This window comes from Ruegeria sp. CDSA079 (genome assembly GCF_059612245.1).
Genome location: NZ_JBXWQF010000004.1, coordinates 173,455 through 192,444, shown reverse-complemented (window position 1 = coordinate 192,444; position 18,990 = coordinate 173,455). Strand labels below are relative to the sequence as shown.

The following is an 18,990-nucleotide window of genomic DNA, read 5'->3' as shown; positions in this document are numbered from 1 at the left end:
TCTTAGGAAAAATGCCAGTTATAACTTGGCCAAAATCAAAAATTGAGGCAGCGTAAAGCCATGGGCCGTCTAATCAAGTTTCTGATATATGTTCTTTGCCTTGGGTTCATTGGGCTGGTGGCTTATGCCTATGTGGGTCCTTTCTTTGGCGCGGATTTTTCAGCACCCCAAAGTGAAATCCGCGAACCGGTCGTGCTGGATGTCGACTAAACAGGCGCTTTTTGTCGTCTTTCTAGCAGGGTCGGCACAGGCGCAGGCCCCTTTGTCGGCCATCGATTGGCTGTCGAATCCGCCTGAAAACCTACCCGGAACCGTTCTGCTGGAGCCACCTGTGGCTCAAAACGGTGCCTTGCCGGACATCGAGGTGACTTCGCTTGAGGCGTTGTCACAGCCGCTGGGTCTTGTGTCGTCCACCGTCACGGGCCTGCCGATCGACCTTTGGCAAAGCAGTGATCCCAGCCGTCTGGCAGAACTGATTTCCAAGATACCCGTTCGTGACAATCCCGCCATGCAGCGTTTGCTGTTCACGTTGCTCTTGTCAGAATCCCGCGCCCCGTCCGGGCCAGATGCGCAGGAGGTTCTGCTATTGGCCCGCCTGGATCGACTGATGCAGCTGGGCGCAGCAGACCCTGTACAATCACTCGTGCAATTGGCCGGTCCAACTGACACGCAAGAGCGTTTTCAACGCTGGTTCGACGCGACACTGTTGACCGGGGACGAAGATCGAAGTTGCACTGCCCTGATTGCACAACCTCATCTGTCGCAGAACTATGCAGCGCAGATATTCTGCAAAGCGCGTCGCGGGGATTGGGCGTCTGCGGCGCTGACACTTGAAGCCGCGCACGCGCTGGAACTTCTGTCGCCCGAAGACCTTGCAGTACTGGACCGTTTTCTGAGCCCCGAGCTTTATGAAGGTGCAGCCTATCTGCCGCAGCCTGAAGACCCCGACCCGCTGAGTTTCCGGCTATTCGAAGCCATCGGGGAACGCCTGCCGTCCGCCCCTCTGCCGCGCGCCTTTGCCAACGCAGATTTGCGGGACGTCGCGGGTTGGAAGGCCCAGATCGAAGCTGCCGAACGGTTGACACGGATCGGTGCATTAACACCAAATCAGCTCTTGGGCCTTTACACCGAACGTGATCCTGCCGCATCCGGCGCGGTCTGGGATCGTGTCTCGGCCATCCAACAATTTGAAAGCGCACTGAACACGGGCAATGCCGAGGCCATCGGAAAGACACTGCCCATTGTCTGGCAACAGATGCGTGGCGTGGGCCTTGAAGTTCCCTTTGCGGAACTCTTCGCAGAGCGCCTATCGCAAGTTACCTTGCCAGTGACCGCCACTGAAATCCTGCGCTGGCGCATCCTCATGTTGTCCGAGATGTATGAACGTGCAGCCCTTGTTACGCCCGACAACTCGACCGACACATTGTTCCTTGCAGCGCTTGCGCAAGGCGATCCCGGACGGGCTGTATCCCCCTCACCCCGGGCAGATGCCATCGCGCAAGGATTTGAATGGTCGGCGCCTGTGCCCAGCGACATCGACGCGCTGTTGGCCAACGGTCAGCTGGGCGAGGCCATTTTGGAAGCGATGCAAATGTTTGCCCATGGCGCACGCGGCAATCTGGTCGATCTGACCGGCGCTATCGCAACCTTCCGAAAGGTGGGGTTGGAGGACACGGCCCGCCGCGCCGCCCTAACGCTTTTGATCCTGCAAGAGCGGTGATCATGGGCGGTCCGGCAACCAACGAGCTTTGGATTTCGACTTTTCTGCAAGCGCAGGCGGCAGAGCTTGGAGCAGCGACAAACACGTTGCTGGCTTATGGGCGTGATCTGAAAGACCTTGCCGCGTGGATGGACCACAGGGCCACGGGATTTGAACACGCCGAACGCGATCAGATTGAAGCCTATCTGATCGATTGCGATGCGCAGGGCTTGTCCCGCTCCACCCGTGCACGACGCTTGTCGGCCATCAAGCAACTCTATCGATTTGCCTTCGAAGAAGGCTGGCGCGAAGTGAACCCCGCCATTCAGATCAAAGGTCCGGGGCGACAGAAACGTCTTCCCAAGACGTTGGATGTCCCCGAGGTGGATCGCTTGCTTGAAGCCGCCCGGCAAACCGGGCGCACCAAAGCGGATCGGTTGCGCAACACCTGCATGATGGAGCTTCTTTACGCCACTGGAATGCGCGTGACCGAGCTTGTGTCCCTGCCCGCTTCCTCGGCGCGTGGCGATCCGCGTATGCTGCTGGTACTGGGCAAAGGTGGCAAGGAACGAATGGTGCCCCTGTCCCCACCCGCACGAGAGGCATTGGCAGCTTGGCTGACCGTGCGGGATGAAGCCGAGGATCAGACCGTAGAGAAAGGCGGCCAACGTTCACGCTTTCTGTTCCCGTCGCGCGGAAAATCGGGCCACCTGACGCGGCACAGGTTCTTTCTGCTGGTCAAGGAACTGGCCGTGCAAGGCGGTGTTTCGCCTGAAAAAGTCACGCCGCACACATTACGCCATGCCTTTGCCACGCATCTTCTGGCGAACGGCGCTGATCTGCGTTCGATCCAAACCTTGTTGGGTCATGCTGACATCGCCACGACCGAGATCTACACCCATGTTCTGGATGAGCGCCTTGCGGAACTGGTGTTGCAGCATCACCCGCTGAGCAAGGACGCCAAGAAAGACGAGGGCTAAGCCCTTGATCCGGTGGGACCGTATCCCCATAACGGATGCAGAACTCTAAATCTCAAGGACCAATGGAACCCTCACCCTCTCTGATCGACAGCGCATTCTGGTTTACCTCTGGCGCGATCCTATTTTTGCTTGTCTTGTCCGGCTTCTTCTCGGGCTCGGAAACGGCGCTTACGGCCTCTTCTCGTGGAAAGCTCAGGGCGCAAGCCGACAAAGGATCACGCGGGGCAAAAAAGGCGCTTGAGATTACCGATGATAATGAACGTCTGATCGGATCGGTTCTTCTGGGTAACAACCTGGTCAACATCCTGGCGGCCTCGCTGGCGACTGCGTTGTTCACGCGCTTGTTCGGCGAAAGCGGCGTAGCCCTGGCGACGCTGGTCATGACCTTGCTGGTGTTGATCTTTGCCGAAGTGTTGCCCAAGACCTATGCGATTACCAATTCTGAAAAGGCTGCAGCTGCGGTAGCGCCAATCATCAGCGTGATTGTGACGGTGTTTTCCCCCATCGTGGCCGCGGTGCGTCTGCTGGTGCGCGGTGTCCTACGCCTCTTTGGCGTGCGGATCGACCCCGACAGCAACATCTTGGCCGTGCGCGAAGAAATCGCCGGAGCCCTGCAGCTTGGCCATTCCGAAGGTGTGGTCGAAAAAGAAGATCGTGATCGCATCTTGGGTGCACTGGATCTGGGTGAACGGACGGTGGAAGAAATCATGTTGCACCGCTCGAACATCGAGATGATCGACGCCAACGCCGCCGCCGAAGCAATCCTGAAGCAGTGTCTGCAAAGTCCGCACACGCGACTGCCTGTTTTTCGCGATGAGCCGGAAAACATCGTCGGGGTGGTTCACGCCAAAGACCTGTTTCGCGCCATGTATGCGCAAGCCGGCGGTCGCGGCGGCACCGACCGTCTGGCCAGCTTTGACATCGGCAAGGTAGCCAATGACCCCTATTTTGTGCCCGAAACCACCACTCTGGACGACCAGATGCGGGAATTCCTGCGAATGCACAGCCATTTTGCACTTGTGGTCGACGAATACGGTTCGCTGCGCGGCCTGATTACCCTGGAAGACATTCTGGAAGAGATCGTGGGCGAAATCGCCGATGAATTTGACATCGACGAAGAGGTGCCCGTCACCAGGACCGAAGATGGTCAGTACCTTGTCGAAGGCGCAATGACCATCCGCGACGCAAACCGGGCGCTGGATTGGTCACTGCCGGATGAAGAGGCCAACACCCTTGCCGGTCTGGTCATACACGAGGCGCAAATGATCCCGATCGTGGGTCAGGTGTTTTCCTTCCACGGCTTCCGGTTCGAGGTAACGGCCCGCGATGGGAATCGCATCACAGGCCTGAAAGTTCGGCCGCTTTAAACCGGACCAGATAGCAAAAACGACACCTTCTGTCGCGTAATTGACAGCACCTGGCATCTTTGCTTTGCACCGTCCCACAAACAGTGGGAGGTGCAGATGAAAAACACATGCCAAGTGGCCGTCATTGGTGGGGGTGTCGTCGGATGCTCGGTTCTGTATCACCTGACCAAGCTGGGCTGGTCGGATGTGATGCTGCTGGAACGTTCCGAACTGACCAGCGGGTCAACCTGGCACGCGGCGGGTGGGTTTCACACGCTGAATGGCGACACAAACATGGCGGCCCTTCAAGGCTATACCATTCGGCTGTATAAAGAGCTGGAAGAGATCACCGGCATGTCCTGCGGGTTGCACCATGTAGGCGGCGTGACCCTGGCCGACAATCAGGACCGTTTTGACATGCTGCTGGCCGAGCGTGCCAAGCACCGTTTCATGGGGCTGGAGACTGAAATCGTCGGGCCGGACGAGATCAAGAAGATTGCCCCGATCACCAATACGGACGGCATCATCGGCGCGCTCTATGATCCGCTGGACGGACATCTTGACCCCTCGGGCACCACACATGCCTATGCCAAAGCAGCCCGCATGGGCGGAGCAACAATCGAAACCCATTGCATGGTGCGTGAAACCAACCAACGCCCGGACGGGTCTTGGGATGTGATCACCGACAAGGGCACCATTCACGCCGAGCATATCGTGAATGCAGGTGGTCTTTGGGCGCGTGAGGTGGGCGCGATGGCCGGTGTCTATTTCCCTCTGCATCCGATGGAGCACCAATATCTGGTCACGGACTCGATCCCTCAGATTGAAGCGATCATCGACGCCGGTGGCGAGCATCCTCATGTGATGGACCCGGCAGGTGAAAGCTATCTCCGGCAGGAAGGGCGCGGCCTTTGCATCGGCTTCTACGAACAACCCTGCAAACCCTGGGCGGTAGACGGTACGCCTTGGGAGTTCGGCCATGAACTCCTGCCCGATGACTATGACAAGATCACCGACAGTATCGAGTTCGCCTATAAACGCTTCCCTGTTCTGGCCGAAGCTGGCGTGAAGTCAGTGATCCACGGGCCTTTCACTTTTGCGCCCGACGGAAACCCTCTGGTCGGGCCGGTGCCAGGAATGCGCAACTATTGGTCGGCTTGCGGTGTTATGGCCGGGTTCAGCCAGGGCGGCGGTGTTGGCCTGACGTTGGCGCAATGGATGATCGAGGGTGAGCCCGAACGTGATGTCTTTGCCATGGACGTGGCCCGGTTCGGGGATTGGATCAGCCCCGGCTATACCCGTCCCAAAGTGATCGAGAATTATCAGAAACGTTTCAGTGTCGCCTATCCAAACGAGGAACTGCCCGCCGCGCGTCCAAATCGCACAACACCGATGTATGACATCTTCAGTGATCTGGGCGCCGTCTGGGGCCAACAATACGGGCTGGAGGTCGCCAACTACTTTGCCCAAGGCGATGAGCCCGGGTACGAGACCCCTTCGTTCCGGCGGTCCGACGCGTTCGATGCGACAGGGCGCGAAGTGCGGGCCGTGCGCGAGAACGTGGGTATCAACGAGGTCCACAACTTCGGAAAGTACCGGATCACCGGACCAGCTGCGCGGGATTGGCTGGATCGGATCATGGCCGGACGTATCCCGAAACCGGGACGCCTGTCTCTGACACCGATGTTGTCGCCCAAAGGCAAGCTGATCGGCGATTTCACCGTATCCTGCCTGAGCGAAACCGAATTTCAACTGACGGCCTCATATGGCAGCCAGGCGTTCCACATGCGCTGGTTCCTGCAAAATGCACAGGACGGCGTATCCGTCGATAACATCAGTGACCGGTTGAACGGGTTTCAGATTGCAGGCCCCAAGGCTACGCAAGTGCTGGCCGCCTGTACACGGGATGATCTGAGCGACTTCCAGTTTCTCGATGTCCGCCGCATGACAGTTGGCATGACCGACTGTATCGTTCAAAGGGTAAGCTATACCGGCGATCTTGGGTACGAAATCTACTGCGACCCGATGGCCCAACGGCAACTCTGGTGGACCCTGTGGGAAGCCGGGCAAGCGCATGGCATGGTTCCTTTTGGGATGCGCGCAATGATGAGCCTGAGGCTGGACAAGTTTTTCGGCTCGTGGATGCGGGAGTTCTCGCCTGACTACACTGCTGCGGAAACCGGGTTGGACCGCTTCATCTCATTCCGCAAGAACAGTGATTTCATCGGCCGCGCCGCTGCTGAGGCGGAACGCGCTGAAGGGACCGACCGTACATTGGTGGCCTTTGAGGTCGATGCAGACGATGCGGACGTCAACGCCTACGAGCCGATCTGGCTGGACGGCGCTGTGGTCGGTTTTTGTACATCGGGCGGGTATTCTCACTTCGCGCAAAATTCCATTGCGATGGGCTTCTTGCCTTCTGATCGCGTATCCGAAGGGCTTGAGGTTGAAATCGAAATCCTTGGGCAGATGCGCAAGGCAAAAGTACTCTCGACACCTTTGTTTGACCCGGACGGCACACGCATGAGGGGATGACAGCGCGCTTGACCGGCGGCATTGTAGCGGCATGACTGACATTCCCATTATCCTGCTGGCTGCCGGGCAATCTAGCCGCATGGGCGGGGTGGACAAGTTGATGCAGCTGATCGACGGCGTCCCGCTGTTGACGCGTTCAGCGCGCAACGCGCGGGCCGTTGGACCCGTGTTTGTCGCCCTGCCCCCAGAACCGCATCCCAGATACAAGGCTCTGGGCGGTCTGGACGTTCAACCCGTACCTGTCCCGGACGCAACAGAGGGAATGAACGCAAGCCTGCGGGCCGCGATGCGGCAGCTACCGCCAGACGCTCGTGCGGTGATGGTCTTGTTGGCTGATCTACCCGACCTGACTCAGGCCGATCTAGCCGCGGTCCTCTCGGCGCGACAGACCCACCCCGACAGTCTCATCTGGCGCGGGGCTACTGCAGACGGCAAGCCCGGCCATCCGGTGATCTTTGATCGGACGCTCTTTGATCAACTCTCAGCGTTGCAGGGCGATGATGGCGCACAAAAAGTAGTACGGGCACATCAGGGTAAAGTGTACCTGCACTGTCTGCCTGACCGGAACGCGTTGTTGGATTTGGACACGCCCGATGATTGGTACACGTGGCGCAAGAAACGTGCCCCAGAATAAACGCGGCCCGGTCTTTTCAGACCGGGCCGATGCCCAATACAGGACTACCACTTTTCTCAATCCCAAAAGTCTGGTCAGTGCGCTGTCAAAGCACCCCGACTGAATAGCTGCCAAACCTAAACAAGACCCCCTCGTTAACACGCCGCTAAAACTTTCGGTGACTGAGTGAACCAGCAGCGCCCCCTAGCGCTTTTGGTTCCCCCTCACTTGGGCACGTTCATCCTCACTGATCTGATCGTTCGAAACAACGTAAAATTGGAAGGAATGGTTAACTTGACCCTAGGTCGAATGGTTTTTGAGCAACAACGCAGGTGCCATCAATCAACCTTAAGGTGATTTCGTCTTGTTGATCACCGCGACGATTCGAAATTATGCACAAACTTATGCGCACATTCACCTCATCAAAGCCAAAATTTTCTGGTCAAGTCAGGCGACACTCCTGCTTGCACACAACTATTGGAGGAGTTGGCATTTTCCCCATCCTGCAGCTGGATCATTGTCAACAAAACAATAATAATTCAACGTTTTTGAAAGTTTGACGTCAAATTCAGCAACAATCCTCCGATTCGCGCGCCTTAGCCCGGCGATTTTAACGAATCCCACCTGACGTCGGCCGCCACAGAACACGCGCTTTGTGGCAAAATTAAGATTTCTTCACGTATCCCTCAGGAAAGACCAATCCTGCTGCCGCATCTCTTGTTTCAACGCGTGGTCGAATCTGCGCGACACATACAGGAGACAGATATGAGCATCCGCAAATCCTCGCTTTTATTTCCCCGGACCTCCAACTGGACGGGCATCAGCGCCTTGGGCGCAGCGCTGCTGGCGACCACGGCTATGCCGTCCATGGCGGACGAGGCGCTGGCTGATTTGGTCGAAACCGTTTCACCTTCGGTTGTAACCATCATCGCGGAACAAGAAATCGTGCCCGGCGCGGCACCCGGACAGAATTTTGACTTTGACGGACATCCGTTTGGCGAATTCTTCAAACGGTTCGGCGCTCCGGAAGGTTTCGATGCACCCCAGCGCGGTCCGGCACAGGGTTTGGGCTCGGGCTTTGTCATGGATGAAGCGGGATACATCATTACCAATCACCACGTCGTCGACAACGCTTCGTCCGTGACCGTTCGATTGAATGATGACCGCACCTATGATGCCGAAGTGGTCGGCACCGACCCGCTAACCGATATCGCCGTCTTGAAAATCGACGCAGACACAAAACTGCAGGCCGTTGAACTGGGCGACAGCGATGTTATCCGCGTTGGTGAAGACGTTGTGGCCATTGGCAATCCATTTGGTCTGAGCTCGACCGTAACCACTGGTATCGTCTCGGCAAAAGGGCGAAACATCTCTGAAGGCCCTTACGCAGAGTTCATCCAGACCGACGCTGCGATCAACAAAGGCAACTCGGGCGGCCCCCTGTTCAATATGGATGGCGAGGTTATTGGCGTGAACTCGGCCATCTATTCGCCCAGCGGTGGATCAGTTGGTCTAGGCTTTGCCGTAACTTCGAACATCGTAGAGCATATCGCAGCCGATTTGCGTGACGACGGCCAGGTCAGCCGAGGCTGGCTGGGTGTTTCGATCCAAAATGTCAGCCCGCAACTTGCGGCGGCCCTTGGTATAGATGCCTCCTCTGGCGCGCTGGTATCTGACGTTGTTGCCGACAGCCCGGCAGATGGTGTTCTGAAGCAGGGCGATGTGATCCTGTCCTTCAATGACGAAGCCGTCGATTCCAGCGGTGATCTGCCCATTCTTGTCGGCACGACCAAAGTTGGCACTGACAGTACTTTGACCGTTCTGCGTGACGGCAAAGAGGAATCGGTCACTTTGACCATCGGCCAACATCAGGCAGCGTCTGCTCAGGCCGATACGCCGATCGAAGCTGAGGTTGCTGGCACAACGTTGGGCGTCACAGTCGCCCCGCTGACCGAAACGGTGCGCGCCGAGACCGGTGTCGCCGAGACCGTCGAAGGTGTTTTGGTTACGAACCTGAAACCCGACAGCCCCGCCGCAAAAGCCGGTCTGCAACGTGGTGACGTGATCGTCAAACTGGGCAACCAGGACACGTTCACCCCCGACGCGTTGAAGGCAGCGCTGGACAGCGAAAAAACCGATCCGGCCCTGGTGCTGATCAATCGCGCTGGCAGCCAGATATTCGTCGCAGTCGAACTGGCCTGATCTTGAACACGGGCGCGCTGCTTGATGGGAATTTTCGGCGCGCCTCACCCGGCGGACAGAATTGTCCACTGTCTGCCGGGCTTGCCGGGTGCGCGCCCAGCACCCGGCAAGGTCCCCGAATTCAATGTGCATCACCTGAAAATTGTGTTTAAATCCCGATAGAAAGGAGCCCGACCATGAGCCGCCGTCTGTTGATCGTTGAAGATGACGCTGACACCAGGGACTTCATCGCCAAAGGGTTCGGCGAAGAAGGCTATGTGGTCGAAACCGCCGCAGATGGGCGCGAAGGGTTGTATCACGCAACAGATGGGGGGTTCGATGCCGTTGTGCTGGACCGGATGCTGCCGGGCTTGGACGGGTTGTCCCTGATCAAGTCTCTGCGGGCGGCCGGATTGAAGACACCGGTTCTGATGCTGACTGCCATGAGCGCGGTGGACGAACGGGTCAAGGGCCTGCGCTCGGGCGCTGACGATTACTTGGTCAAACCGTTTTCCTTTCAGGAACTGCACGCCCGTATCGAGGCTCTGTTGCGCCGTCCGCAGGAAGCTGAGGAAACGCCAACGCTCACGTGCAAAGACCTGGAGATGGATCTGTTGACCCGCAAAGTCACCCGCGACGGGCATGAGATCACCCTCACCCCACGTGAATTCCAAATCCTCGAGTATTTCCTGCGTCGCAAGAACCGCGTGGTGTCGCGCACCATGCTGCTTGAGGGCGTATGGGATTATCACTTCGATCCAAACACCAACGTTGTCGACGTCCACATCTCGAAACTGCGGCGGCAGCTGGATGAAGGTGGCGATGCCCCCCTGATTGAAACCGTTCGCGGTGCGGGTTACATGATGTCTGATGGATAACCTACGGCTTTCTTTAAACAATTCCCGCACACGGCTGGTCGCAACCAGCATGTTTCTCAGCACCTTCCTGACGGCGTCGGTGTTGGTTTTGGTTTACGTCACGGCAAACCGAAGCATTGAATCCGAGACACGTTCGGTTGTCTCTGCTGAGTTGACAGGGTTGGCAGATGAATATGAACGGCGTGGTCTGCTTGGGTTGATCACAGCAATTGAGCGCCGCCTGCCAAGTGCTTCTGAACGAGACGCGCTTTACCTTTTGACGGATCGGCTTGGGGTCAAACTGGTGGGCAATCTGAAATCCTGGCCCGTCAATGTTGCAGCGGGCAGCGGTTGGGTCGATCTGGAGCTGCGCCGCGCCGACAATGACCAGCTTGTCCCAGTGTCTGCCGCCTCGATCCGCCTGCCCGGTGGAGAGCGTTTGCTGGTCGGGCGCGATGCCGCTACGCGGCAGCAGTTTGATCGAGTCTTGTTCCGATCAGTCGCATTGGCGCTGGGGATCGCCTTTGTGCTGAGCGTGATCACCGGCTGGCTGTTCACGCGTTTGGTTTTTGCGCGCCTTTCGGACATTGCCAGCACGGCAGAAAACATTGTGTCGGGTGATTTGTCCAAAAGGATGCCCCTGCGCGGAACCGGGGACGAATTCGACCAGGTCTCGGGCACTTTGAACAACATGCTGGACCGGATCGAGGAGTTGATCAGCAACCTGCGCACCACTTCAAATTCGATTGCGCATGACCTGCGGTCTCCGCTGTCGCGTCTGCGTCAGCGCGTCGAGGCCCTGTCAGAGCCGGGAAAAACCGATTTGGACCGCGAAGTGGATATAGCCCGCGCAACGGCTGAAATAGATCACGTGCTGCGAGTTCTGGCACAGTTAACCGAGATTTCGCGCGCCGAAGCCGGGCTTGGACGCGAACAGTTTGAAACCATCAACTTGCAGCAACTGGTTGGCGATGTTGTCGAACTATACGACCCTGTTGCTGCGGATCAGGGTATTACACTAGACGTCACTGGCTCTGCCCCCCCTATCGAAGGGCACCGCCCGCTTCTGTCGCAGGCCCTGTCCAACCTGCTTGAAAACGCGATGCGATATGCCCCAGCGGATTCGACCATCACGATTTCGCTGGATACCGAGAACGGCTTTGCCTGCCTGCACGTACGCGATCAGGGGCCGGGCGTCCCGCACGAAGAACTGGATCGCCTGCAACTGCCTTTCGTCACACTTGATCCGGCGCGGACGGAACGCAACGCCGGTTTGGGGCTGGCATTGGTTGCAGCGATTTCACGTATGCATGGCGGGAAATTTGCAGCCCGGAATTGTAATCCCGGACTGGAGACGACGATCTATCTGGCGCAAAAGCCCTAAACCGGGATACCTTTTGTCGCCATCGTCTTGTTTTTATAGCGTTTATCTTCCGTCACATCCGTCCCGAACCACTTCGGTGGCACAAATGCTTCGGCATCTTGTTCCGAGTCGAATTCAACCTCAACCAGACGCAATGGCGCCAGATCGCCCGAAAAGATATCCAGCTCAAACATGAGCCCATCCGGCAATTGTCCGGTATATCGCTCTTTTTCGACACGACGGCCTTCGGTTTCGGGCCAGAAGGTTTCGAACTGCTCTGCCGTAATCTGTGCCTCACGCTCAACTCGGACCAGACCACCGCCCCCTTTCAGGGTCAGGAAGAACGCATCGTTCTTCTGCCTCAGCCGCAACTCAGTCGAGTCGTCGAGCGCCGTCAAATAACCCTGCCGCACAACCGCTCTCTGCGTATTGCTCAGGTCCGGCACAGCCACCACCAAGAACTTGCGTTCGATTTCTTTGCTCATAGGGTTGAAACCACTCCGTTTTCCAGTTCGTCAAACAGCGCCCGGTACGCGGCACAAGCCACACTGCGTTCAGCATAGGTACTGACCGGGGCACGATGCTGACCCATCTTTTCAATGTCCGCCGCGAAGGGAACCGTCGTTTGCAAAAACCGTTTAGGATATAGCTTGCGCATCGATTCCATCGTTTCCTGATGCAAAATCTTCCGTTTTTGCACCATAGAAAAGAACGCTCGCAGCTTTTTCTTGCGTAGTTTGTGTTCTTCAAAAAAGTTCACCAACTGATCAAACGTCCGCTCGGACAGGGTCGTCGGAATGACCGGGACCACGATTTCATCCGCTGCCTTGAAGATGTTTTCGGACAGGGTCGAAAAGTTAGGTGGGCAATCCAGAATGATCACGTCATAGTCGCTGCCAGCGGACACCAGCGCCTTTTTCAAGCGCGAGCGTTTGTTGCGCATCCGGGACAGGAACACATCGAAGTCGCGGAAGGTCAGGTTTGCGGGCAACACGTCCAGCCCTTCGAAGTCGCTGGCCCGGATCGCTTTGGTAAAGCGTTCCACATCCTCAAAAAACCGCGCATCTGTCAGCTTTTTCGATGGCTTCACCCGAAAATAGAACCCCGACGCACCCTGAGGATCGAGATCACACAGCAAAACCTGTTTCCCCGCTTGCGCATAGGCATAGGCCAAGTTCACCGAGGTCGCGGTTTTACCGACACCGCCCTTGTTGCTGTAGCAGGCAATGATCTTCATCCCTCACTCCTTTTTGTGGTGAAACAAGCTGCGGAACAGAGTCCGGGTTTCGGGACTGTCAAAGTGTTGGAAGCTGGTGATAACGCGGTTGCGCTCGGATTTTTGACGTTGATCCAGCACCGCTATCAATCCGCCCACTGCCAGACCGATCTGTGTATCCACACGACCCTGTGCGTTGCTTTGCTGAAAGGCAAAGGCCAGCAATGCCTCTTGCTGGACAGAGTAGTCGTTGAACAGGCCCAGATTGTCTTGCAGCTTTTTCAATGGCTTGAGAATTGTCTTGAACCCTTTTGCGTCAAAGAGCGGGGCAAAGAACTCCATCAGATAGCGCAGCTTCTTACAGTCGATGCGCAGGTCATGGACCGTTTCGTCCGGGGTGTCATCGGTGATGCTGCGCGCGATTTTGCATACCTTGCGGTAGCGTTTCCAGATCAGCGTGCAGGCATAGTCGTAAGCACCCCGATCCGCGTTTGGTCCGGCTTTTAAACGACCAATGCCGTCGAACATTTCGATCAGCCGATCCATAGAGGCGCCATAGTCAATGCTGCGCAACCTTCGAGACAAGCGCGACAGTTCCTGCCCGCGCTCTTTCTGGAAGCGGTCAAACATCTCTTGCAGTCCTGGATGAAGGTTGTGCGGGATGAGGTTGAAATACATATCTTTTTCCAAAAGATACACATCCAGATCACGCATCCGCCCGGTCGGGGCCATAATATCTGAAAATACCCGCTTCAAATCGGCGGTCTGATCTTCGGAAAAGACCCCTTTGAACAGGCTGACCACAGACCTGATTTTGCGCAGAGAGACACGGTAGTCATGCAGAAACTCTGTATCGATGTCAGCGATCACGCCATCTTCGTTTTGCCGGGCAACCTTCAGATACGTATGAATGATATCTGCTGCGACTTCGATGGATGGTTCTGTTTTGCCCAACTTGATTTCAGGCTTGGCCTGATAGGCGGCCATATCTGGATACAGTCCGACATAGAGCGCCTGGATACCCTGTTCGCCAACAGACATGTCGGCAATTGCTGCCCTGACCTTTTGATAAGCTCGCTCGTACCCTCGCAGTTGTTGAAGCTGAACAATTGTCACTTGCCCTGTTGGCGAGGACATACACCAGATCGTTCCCTTAACTTGTGTTTTTTGTAGTTCATCCAACACGGTGAGCGATTTCACCTCAATCTCTCCGGTTCCGATCTGCATAAGGGCGCGCAGTTCGGGAAATCCATTCAAAGCTGCCTGCACCGGGCCCCGAGGCAGGTCCTGAACAAACCGTCCCTTGCCTGCGCAGTTCTGGGACAAATGCCGCTGCGCCTTTTGCAGCAGTTGCAACGCACCACCACTTTCGATCAGCACCCGACCCTTGGCCCGTAAGGATTGGTCATGGCAATCCAGCAGCGCAAAAGGCCTGGCCACGCCTACCTGTTCAACGACAACGGAAAACCCCGGCAAGGCAGCTTCGACAGCGGACGTGCCCATCAACGAGGGCAGAAAAAACACCTCTTCAGACGACCCGGCCATCCCCCTTGCGGTTGATCCACCTCTGGTCTTTTTGTGTTCTTGCACCCGACCCTCCGCGACAGCATGGTCTTATGCAATCTCAAGCTTGGAAAAACATCAAGACATTCCGCTTTGACCATGCGTAATCCCCGGGTGACAGGGGTCAGGTATGGACGTAAAACAAGCCTATGAGCAACCCTGTTTCATCTATCCGCAACCTTGGTCCGGCCTTTGAACAAGCCTGTGCACGTGCAGGTATACACTCGGCTGAAGAGCTGAGAGAACTGGGGCCGGATGAAGCCTATGCTCGCCTCTTGCGCGCAGGCAGCCGGGCCCATTTCATCGGCTATTATGTGTTGGTGATGGGGCTGCAGGGCCGTCCGTGGAATGACTGCAAGGGCGAAGAGAAGAAAGCCCTGCGACAACGGTTCGACGCGATCAAAGCCGGTAACAGCGCGGCGCCGGAAAACCAGATGGTTGCGGATCTGGATGCCATTGGTGTTCGCATCGCAATCAAAGACCTAAAGCAAGTCTGAACAAAAAAGGCCGCCCCAATCGGAGCGGCCCCATACTTCAGCAAAGGCGGCGGCTTAGCCAACCAGTTCGATGCCCGAGAAGAAGTAGGCGATCTCAACCGCTGCGGTTTCCGGAGCGTCCGAACCGTGAACCGAGTTTTCGCCAACCGATTCAGCGAACTCGGCACGGATGGTGCCGGGGGCTGCGTCTGCAGGGTTGGTTGCGCCCATGACTTCACGGTTCTTGGCAATGGCGCCTTCGCCTTCCAGAACCTGAACAACGACCGGCTCAGACGACATGAATTCGCACAGTTCGTCATAAAACGGACGCTCGGCATGAACGTCATAGAACTTGCCAGCCTGAGCTTTGGTCATGTGAATGCGCTTTTGCGCAACGATGCGCAGGCCGGCCTCTTCGAACTTGGCGTTGATCTTGCCAGTCAGGTTGCGGCGGGTTGCATCGGGTTTGATGATCGAGAATGTGCGTTCCAGTGCCATGTCGGCCTCTCCTTACAATGTGGCGCGGGACCCGCGCCGAAATCCATCGCGCGCCGCGTATCACGGTCTTTCGCTCAAGAAAAGTGTAATGATGGTCTGCCCGCTGCATTGGGGTTCAGAATGTGTCGGGCAGCGGATCGATCCGGTCCAAACGACGAACATACAGCACCGCAAGCAACCCGGCAAAGCTGCACGCCCACATCATGCCCAGAACCAGAAACGGCCCGTTTTCTGGGCTGACAAATGCGCCTGTCATTGACGTCAGGATCGCACCGAGTGCAACCACCATCGCCCCCGATAACCCTGCCGCGCTGCCTGCCAGCCTGGGGCGCACCGACATGACCCCTGCCGAGGCATTTGCATTTGTCAGGCCATTGCCGAACCCGACACAAATGGCCGAGCCGAAGAACACCCAGACCGACCCCAATTCAGCGAGAAACAACAGCAATCCGAGGAATGGCCCGGTTGAAGCCACAACCCGACCGATCAGGATCATCGTGGTCAGACGTGTCCGCGCTGCTATCCGGCCGGTGACGAAGTTACCGACCATGAACCCTCCGGTGATGATTCCAATCCCAAGACCCAACATTGCTGGGCTCAGATCGAACCACGCGGCCGCGACCAATGGCGCGCCGGTGATAAAGCTGTAGAACCCGCCAATCGAAAACGCCGCACAGAGGGCATAGCCCCAGAATCGACGGGCGCGGAACAGATGCGGATATTCCCGCAATTGGGCCGCGAAAGTTGAAGAGCGATTCATGTTTGTCTCGCCCATATCAAACCACAGCAGCCCCAACAGCCCTGCCCCGAGCAATGTGTAAAGCACAAATCCCGAGCGCCAGCCGAAGAGCATATCCAGCGCCCCGCCCAGCATCGGACCAAGCATCGGCGCCAAAGCCATGGCCATCGCGACATAGCCGAGTTTGCTGGCTGCTTCATTTGGCGGATACCGATCTCTGATCGACGCACTGGACAGAACTGACCCGGCAACAACCGAAGCCTGCAAAAGACGGAACCCCAGAAAAACCCAAATCGATTCAGCCAGTGTGCATCCGATTGAGGCGATGACGAAGATGGTCATGCAGATCAACAAGATCGGCCTGCGCCCGAAACGATCGGACAAGGGACCCATAATCAATTGTAAAACCGCTGAAACCGCCAGATACCCGGCAACCGACAGGTTCACCAGACCGTAATCCACGCCGAAATCGTCACTCATATGCGCCAGCGATGGCAGGAACATGTTCAGCGACAGCACCGACAGTGCCGTGGCAAGGATTAGCGTGATCAGAGATGGTGGCGTTTGGGCCGCGCGCATGTGAAAACCGTTCAGAAAAGCAAACGAAACAGCGCTAACACATTGCTTGAAGCTTGAACATGCTAAGCCGCTGGCGGCGGCATCACAGCTCTGCTAAGAGCGCCCCATGCTACGGATCGAAGATATCACCTACGCCGTTGAAGGTCGCCCGCTTTTTGATGGGGCGTGCGCGACTATTCCCGATGGCCACAAGGTCGGCCTTGTCGGCCGGAACGGCACCGGGAAAACCACCCTGTTTCGCCTGATCCGGGGGGAGCTGGCGCTGGAATCCGGCAACATCTCAGTCCCGAAACGCGCGCGGATTGGCGGTGTGGCGCAAGAAGTGCCTTCGTCAGAAGTGTCGCTAATAAACACCGTCCTCGCCGCTGACACTGAGCGCAGCGCATTGATGGCCGAAGCCGATAGCGCCGAAGACCCTGCGCGGATCGCCGAGATCCATACCCGGCTGGCCGACATCGATGCCTGGTCGGCAGAGGCGCGGGCAGCCTCGATCCTCAAGGGGTTGGGCTTTGACGACGAAGATCAACTGCGCCCCTGCTCGGATTTCTCGGGCGGTTGGCGGATGCGTGTCGCTTTGGCGGCGGTGCTGTTTTCGCAACCCGATCTTCTGCTGCTGGACGAACCGACCAACTATCTGGACCTTGAAGGCGCGTTGTGGCTGGAAAGCTATCTGGCCAAGTATCCGCACACGGTGATCATCATCAGCCACGACCGAGGGCTGCTGAACCGCGCGGTGGGGTCGATCCTGCACCTGGAAGACCGCAAGCTGACCTATTACGCGGTGCCATACGACAAGTTTGCCGAGCGTCGCGCCGAACGTTTGGCCCAGGCGGAATCCGAGAACGCCAAGTCCAAGGCCCGCATCGCACATCTGCAAAGCTTCGTGGATAGGTTCCGTTACAAGGCGTCCAAGGCCGTTCAGGCCCAATCCCGCCTGAAGATGATCGAACGCATTCAACTGGTCTCGACCCCGCAAGAGGCTGCCTTGCGCGCGTTTTCCTTCCCTGAGCCCGAGGAACTGTCGCCGCCGATCATCCAGATCGAAGGCGGCGTCACCGGCTATGGTGAAACTGAAGTGCTGCGTCGCCTGAACCTGCGCGTCGATCAGGATGACAGGATCGCCCTGCTGGGCAAGAACGGTCAGGGCAAATCGACGCTGTCCAAGCTTCTGTCCGACCGCCTGCCGCTGATGGCGGGCAAGATGACCCTCAGTAACAAGCTGCGCATCGGCTATTTCGCACAGCATCAGGTGGATGAACTTTACGTAGACGAAACGCCACTGGACCACCTGCGCCGTCTGCGACCGGATGAAGCGCCGGGCAAGTGGCGATCCCGTCTGGCCGGATTTGGATTGAACGCGGATCAGGCAGAAACCAAAGTCGGTCGCTTGTCGGGTGGTCAGAAAGCACGCCTGTCGCTGTTGATCGCCACCATCGATGCGCCGCATATGCTGATCCTCGATGAACCGACCAACCACCTCGATATCGAAAGCCGCGAGGCTCTGGTCGAAGCGCTGACTGCTTATTCCGGTGCGGTCGTGTTGGTCAGCCACGACATGCACCTTCTGAGCCTTGTTGCTGATCGGCTCTGGCTGGTCTCAGAAGGAACTGTCAAACTGTTTGACGGCGACCTGGAAGCGTATCGTGCCATGCTGTTGTCGCGAGACAAGCCGGTGAAAGAAAAGCCGCAAGTCAGCAAACCTAAACGCCCCTCGCGCGAGGCGATGCTGACCCTGCGCGCCGATCTGCGCAAATGCGAGGACAGGATCGAAAAACTGACGGACATGCACGACAAACTCTCGGCCAAGCTGTCCGACCCGGCTTTGTATGAAGACGACAAGGTCAACGATCTTGAAACCTGGAACCGGAAATTTGCTGAAGTCACTGAGGCCATGCAAAAAGCCGAGGCCCTGTGGGTCGCAGCCGCCGAACGGCTTGAACAGGCAGAAACAGCATGACCACGCCCATCAAGGATACTAACGCCATGATTGCCGGTATGCGCCCTGTTTTACAGTCCGGTGAGTTTGCCTTTGTTTCCTGGCATCAAGACAAACCTTGGCCAGACGGTACGCGTGCCAGCTGTGTCGAGGCTGAGGGGTTATCTCTCATCGTACCAATCAACCATACAACGCAGGATGCCGTCGCAATGCGTTGCATCACGTTGCAGGTTCATTCTTCGCTGGAAGGTGTCGGTTTGACCGCAGCCGTTTCCGGCGCATTGGCTCAGGCAGGTATTCCCGCGAACATGGTCGCAGGGTATCACCACGATCACGTTTACGTCCCTTCAGATTCAGCACAAAACGCCCTGAATATCCTGCAGGACCTGCAAAGGAGCAGCAAATAGCA

The 18,990-nt window shown here is 57.2% G+C and carries 17 protein-coding genes; 12 read left to right on the top strand and 5 right to left on the bottom strand.

The genetic code is table 11. The annotated features are described in order from the left end of the window. The first annotated feature begins 60 nt into the window (after nucleotides 1-60). The 9 genes from AC2FJZ_RS06035 (at nucleotide 61) to AC2FJZ_RS05995 (ending at nucleotide 11,595) form a co-directional block, all read left to right on the top strand. On the top strand, nucleotides 61-210 hold the full coding sequence (locus AC2FJZ_RS06035) for a hypothetical protein (RefSeq protein WP_172677872.1): 150 nt from the start codon (nucleotides 61-63) through the stop codon (nucleotides 208-210). Continuing rightward, nucleotides 200-1,720: a hypothetical protein gene (locus tag AC2FJZ_RS06030; protein ID WP_496776523.1), complete on the top strand. Its 1,521-nt coding sequence runs from the start codon at nucleotides 200-202 to the stop codon at nucleotides 1,718-1,720. Before AC2FJZ_RS06035 ends, AC2FJZ_RS06030 begins: the two co-directional genes overlap by 11 nt. Before the next feature lie 2 nt (nucleotides 1,721-1,722). Next, nucleotides 1,723-2,679, top strand: a complete 957-nt coding sequence (locus tag AC2FJZ_RS06025) for a site-specific tyrosine recombinase XerD (protein WP_496776521.1) — start codon at nucleotides 1,723-1,725, stop codon at nucleotides 2,677-2,679. Nucleotides 2,680-2,741: 62 nt separating this feature from the next. Then, nucleotides 2,742-4,046 carry an HlyC/CorC family transporter gene (locus tag AC2FJZ_RS06020; RefSeq protein WP_496672539.1) on the top strand — a complete coding sequence of 435 codons (1,305 nt, stop codon included), beginning with the start codon at nucleotides 2,742-2,744 and terminating at the stop codon, nucleotides 4,044-4,046. 96 nt (nucleotides 4,047-4,142) lie between these two features. After that, nucleotides 4,143-6,560, top strand: a complete 2,418-nt coding sequence (locus tag AC2FJZ_RS06015; protein WP_496776520.1) for a GcvT family protein — start codon at nucleotides 4,143-4,145, stop codon at nucleotides 6,558-6,560. A gap of 31 nt (nucleotides 6,561-6,591) precedes the next feature. Then, the gene (locus tag AC2FJZ_RS06010) at nucleotides 6,592-7,194 is read left to right on the top strand and encodes a nucleotidyltransferase family protein (protein WP_496776519.1); all 603 of its coding nucleotides are present in this window, start codon (nucleotides 6,592-6,594) and stop codon (nucleotides 7,192-7,194) included. Between the two features lie 744 nt (nucleotides 7,195-7,938). Continuing rightward, nucleotides 7,939-9,375: a Do family serine endopeptidase gene (locus AC2FJZ_RS06005; protein ID WP_496776517.1), complete on the top strand. Its 1,437-nt coding sequence runs from the start codon at nucleotides 7,939-7,941 to the stop codon at nucleotides 9,373-9,375. Between the two features lie 176 nt (nucleotides 9,376-9,551). Then, nucleotides 9,552-10,232, top strand: coding sequence for a response regulator transcription factor (locus AC2FJZ_RS06000; protein ID WP_496672548.1), 681 nt, complete (start codon nucleotides 9,552-9,554; stop codon nucleotides 10,230-10,232). A 49-nt stretch (nucleotides 10,233-10,281) separates the two neighbouring features. Then, nucleotides 10,282-11,595: a sensor histidine kinase gene (locus AC2FJZ_RS05995; RefSeq protein WP_496776515.1), complete on the top strand. Its 1,314-nt coding sequence runs from the start codon at nucleotides 10,282-10,284 to the stop codon at nucleotides 11,593-11,595. Here AC2FJZ_RS05995 and AC2FJZ_RS05990 read toward each other — a convergent pair. From AC2FJZ_RS05990 to AC2FJZ_RS05980, 3 genes are read right to left on the bottom strand one after another with little or no spacing between them, the layout of a single operon-like run. Next, a complete protein-coding gene (locus tag AC2FJZ_RS05990; protein WP_496776513.1) occupies nucleotides 11,592-12,059 on the bottom strand; it encodes a CYTH domain-containing protein in 468 nt (155 codons plus the stop codon). The genes AC2FJZ_RS05995 and AC2FJZ_RS05990 overlap by 4 nt on opposite strands. Further along, nucleotides 12,056-12,811 carry a ParA family protein gene (locus AC2FJZ_RS05985; RefSeq protein WP_496776511.1) on the bottom strand — a complete coding sequence of 252 codons (756 nt, stop codon included), beginning with the start codon at nucleotides 12,809-12,811 and terminating at the stop codon, nucleotides 12,056-12,058. The genes AC2FJZ_RS05990 and AC2FJZ_RS05985 overlap by 4 nt, the downstream gene beginning before the upstream one ends. Nucleotides 12,812-12,814: 3 nt before the next feature. After that, a complete protein-coding gene (locus AC2FJZ_RS05980; RefSeq protein WP_496776510.1) occupies nucleotides 12,815-14,380 on the bottom strand; it encodes a CHAD domain-containing protein in 1,566 nt (521 codons plus the stop codon). A 122-nt stretch (nucleotides 14,381-14,502) separates the two neighbouring features. On the opposite strand from AC2FJZ_RS05980, the gene AC2FJZ_RS05975 reads away from it, so the two are divergent. Further along, the gene (locus tag AC2FJZ_RS05975; protein WP_496672563.1) at nucleotides 14,503-14,850 is read left to right on the top strand and encodes a TfoX/Sxy family protein; all 348 of its coding nucleotides are present in this window, start codon (nucleotides 14,503-14,505) and stop codon (nucleotides 14,848-14,850) included. Between the two features lie 54 nt (nucleotides 14,851-14,904). Here the strand turns inward: AC2FJZ_RS05975 and ndk are convergent, their stop codons facing one another. Together ndk and AC2FJZ_RS05965 are read right to left on the bottom strand one after the other, a co-directional pair. Beyond that, on the bottom strand, nucleotides 14,905-15,327 hold the full coding sequence (ndk, locus tag AC2FJZ_RS05970; protein WP_050603574.1) for a nucleoside-diphosphate kinase: 423 nt from the start codon (nucleotides 15,325-15,327) through the stop codon (nucleotides 14,905-14,907). A 115-nt stretch (nucleotides 15,328-15,442) separates the two neighbouring features. Continuing rightward, nucleotides 15,443-16,645 carry a multidrug effflux MFS transporter gene (locus AC2FJZ_RS05965; protein ID WP_496776509.1) on the bottom strand — a complete coding sequence of 401 codons (1,203 nt, stop codon included), beginning with the start codon at nucleotides 16,643-16,645 and terminating at the stop codon, nucleotides 15,443-15,445. 106 nt (nucleotides 16,646-16,751) lie between these two features. On the opposite strand from AC2FJZ_RS05965, the gene AC2FJZ_RS05960 reads away from it, so the two are divergent. Continuing rightward, on the top strand, nucleotides 16,752-18,602 hold the full coding sequence (locus AC2FJZ_RS05960) for an ABC-F family ATP-binding cassette domain-containing protein (protein WP_496776508.1): 1,851 nt from the start codon (nucleotides 16,752-16,754) through the stop codon (nucleotides 18,600-18,602). After that, nucleotides 18,599-18,988 carry an ACT domain-containing protein gene (locus AC2FJZ_RS05955; protein ID WP_496776506.1) on the top strand — a complete coding sequence of 130 codons (390 nt, stop codon included), beginning with the start codon at nucleotides 18,599-18,601 and terminating at the stop codon, nucleotides 18,986-18,988. Before AC2FJZ_RS05960 ends, AC2FJZ_RS05955 begins: the two co-directional genes overlap by 4 nt. Nucleotides 18,989-18,990: the final 2 nt, after the last annotated feature.

What these genes read in the sequence shown, in the direction of transcription:
- AC2FJZ_RS05995 (WP_496776515.1), top strand. Translation starts at nt 10,282, where the DNA reads ATGTTTCTCAGCACCTTCCTGACGGCGTCGGTGTTGGTTTTGGTTTAC.
- AC2FJZ_RS05960 (WP_496776508.1), top strand. Translation starts at nt 16,752, where the DNA reads ATGCTACGGATCGAAGATATCACCTACGCCGTTGAAGGTCGCCCGCTT.
- AC2FJZ_RS06020 (WP_496672539.1), top strand. Translation starts at nt 2,742, where the DNA reads ATGGAACCCTCACCCTCTCTGATCGACAGCGCATTCTGGTTTACCTCT.
- AC2FJZ_RS05955 (WP_496776506.1), top strand. Translation starts at nt 18,599, where the DNA reads ATGACCACGCCCATCAAGGATACTAACGCCATGATTGCCGGTATGCGC.
- AC2FJZ_RS05985 (WP_496776511.1), bottom strand. Translation starts at nt 12,811, where the DNA reads ATGAAGATCATTGCCTGCTACAGCAACAAGGGCGGTGTCGGTAAAACC.
- AC2FJZ_RS06025 (WP_496776521.1), top strand. Translation starts at nt 1,723, where the DNA reads ATGGGCGGTCCGGCAACCAACGAGCTTTGGATTTCGACTTTTCTGCAA.
- AC2FJZ_RS06005 (WP_496776517.1), top strand. Translation starts at nt 7,939, where the DNA reads ATGAGCATCCGCAAATCCTCGCTTTTATTTCCCCGGACCTCCAACTGG.
- ndk (WP_050603574.1), bottom strand. Translation starts at nt 15,327, where the DNA reads ATGGCACTGGAACGCACATTCTCGATCATCAAACCCGATGCAACCCGC.
- AC2FJZ_RS05965 (WP_496776509.1), bottom strand. Translation starts at nt 16,645, where the DNA reads ATGCGCGCGGCCCAAACGCCACCATCTCTGATCACGCTAATCCTTGCC.
- AC2FJZ_RS06015 (WP_496776520.1), top strand. Translation starts at nt 4,143, where the DNA reads ATGAAAAACACATGCCAAGTGGCCGTCATTGGTGGGGGTGTCGTCGGA.
- AC2FJZ_RS06010 (WP_496776519.1), top strand. Translation starts at nt 6,592, where the DNA reads ATGACTGACATTCCCATTATCCTGCTGGCTGCCGGGCAATCTAGCCGC.
- AC2FJZ_RS05990 (WP_496776513.1), bottom strand. Translation starts at nt 12,059, where the DNA reads ATGAGCAAAGAAATCGAACGCAAGTTCTTGGTGGTGGCTGTGCCGGAC.
- AC2FJZ_RS06035 (WP_172677872.1), top strand. Translation starts at nt 61, where the DNA reads ATGGGCCGTCTAATCAAGTTTCTGATATATGTTCTTTGCCTTGGGTTC.
- AC2FJZ_RS06030 (WP_496776523.1), top strand. Translation starts at nt 200, where the DNA reads ATGTCGACTAAACAGGCGCTTTTTGTCGTCTTTCTAGCAGGGTCGGCA.
- AC2FJZ_RS06000 (WP_496672548.1), top strand. Translation starts at nt 9,552, where the DNA reads ATGAGCCGCCGTCTGTTGATCGTTGAAGATGACGCTGACACCAGGGAC.
- AC2FJZ_RS05975 (WP_496672563.1), top strand. Translation starts at nt 14,503, where the DNA reads ATGAGCAACCCTGTTTCATCTATCCGCAACCTTGGTCCGGCCTTTGAA.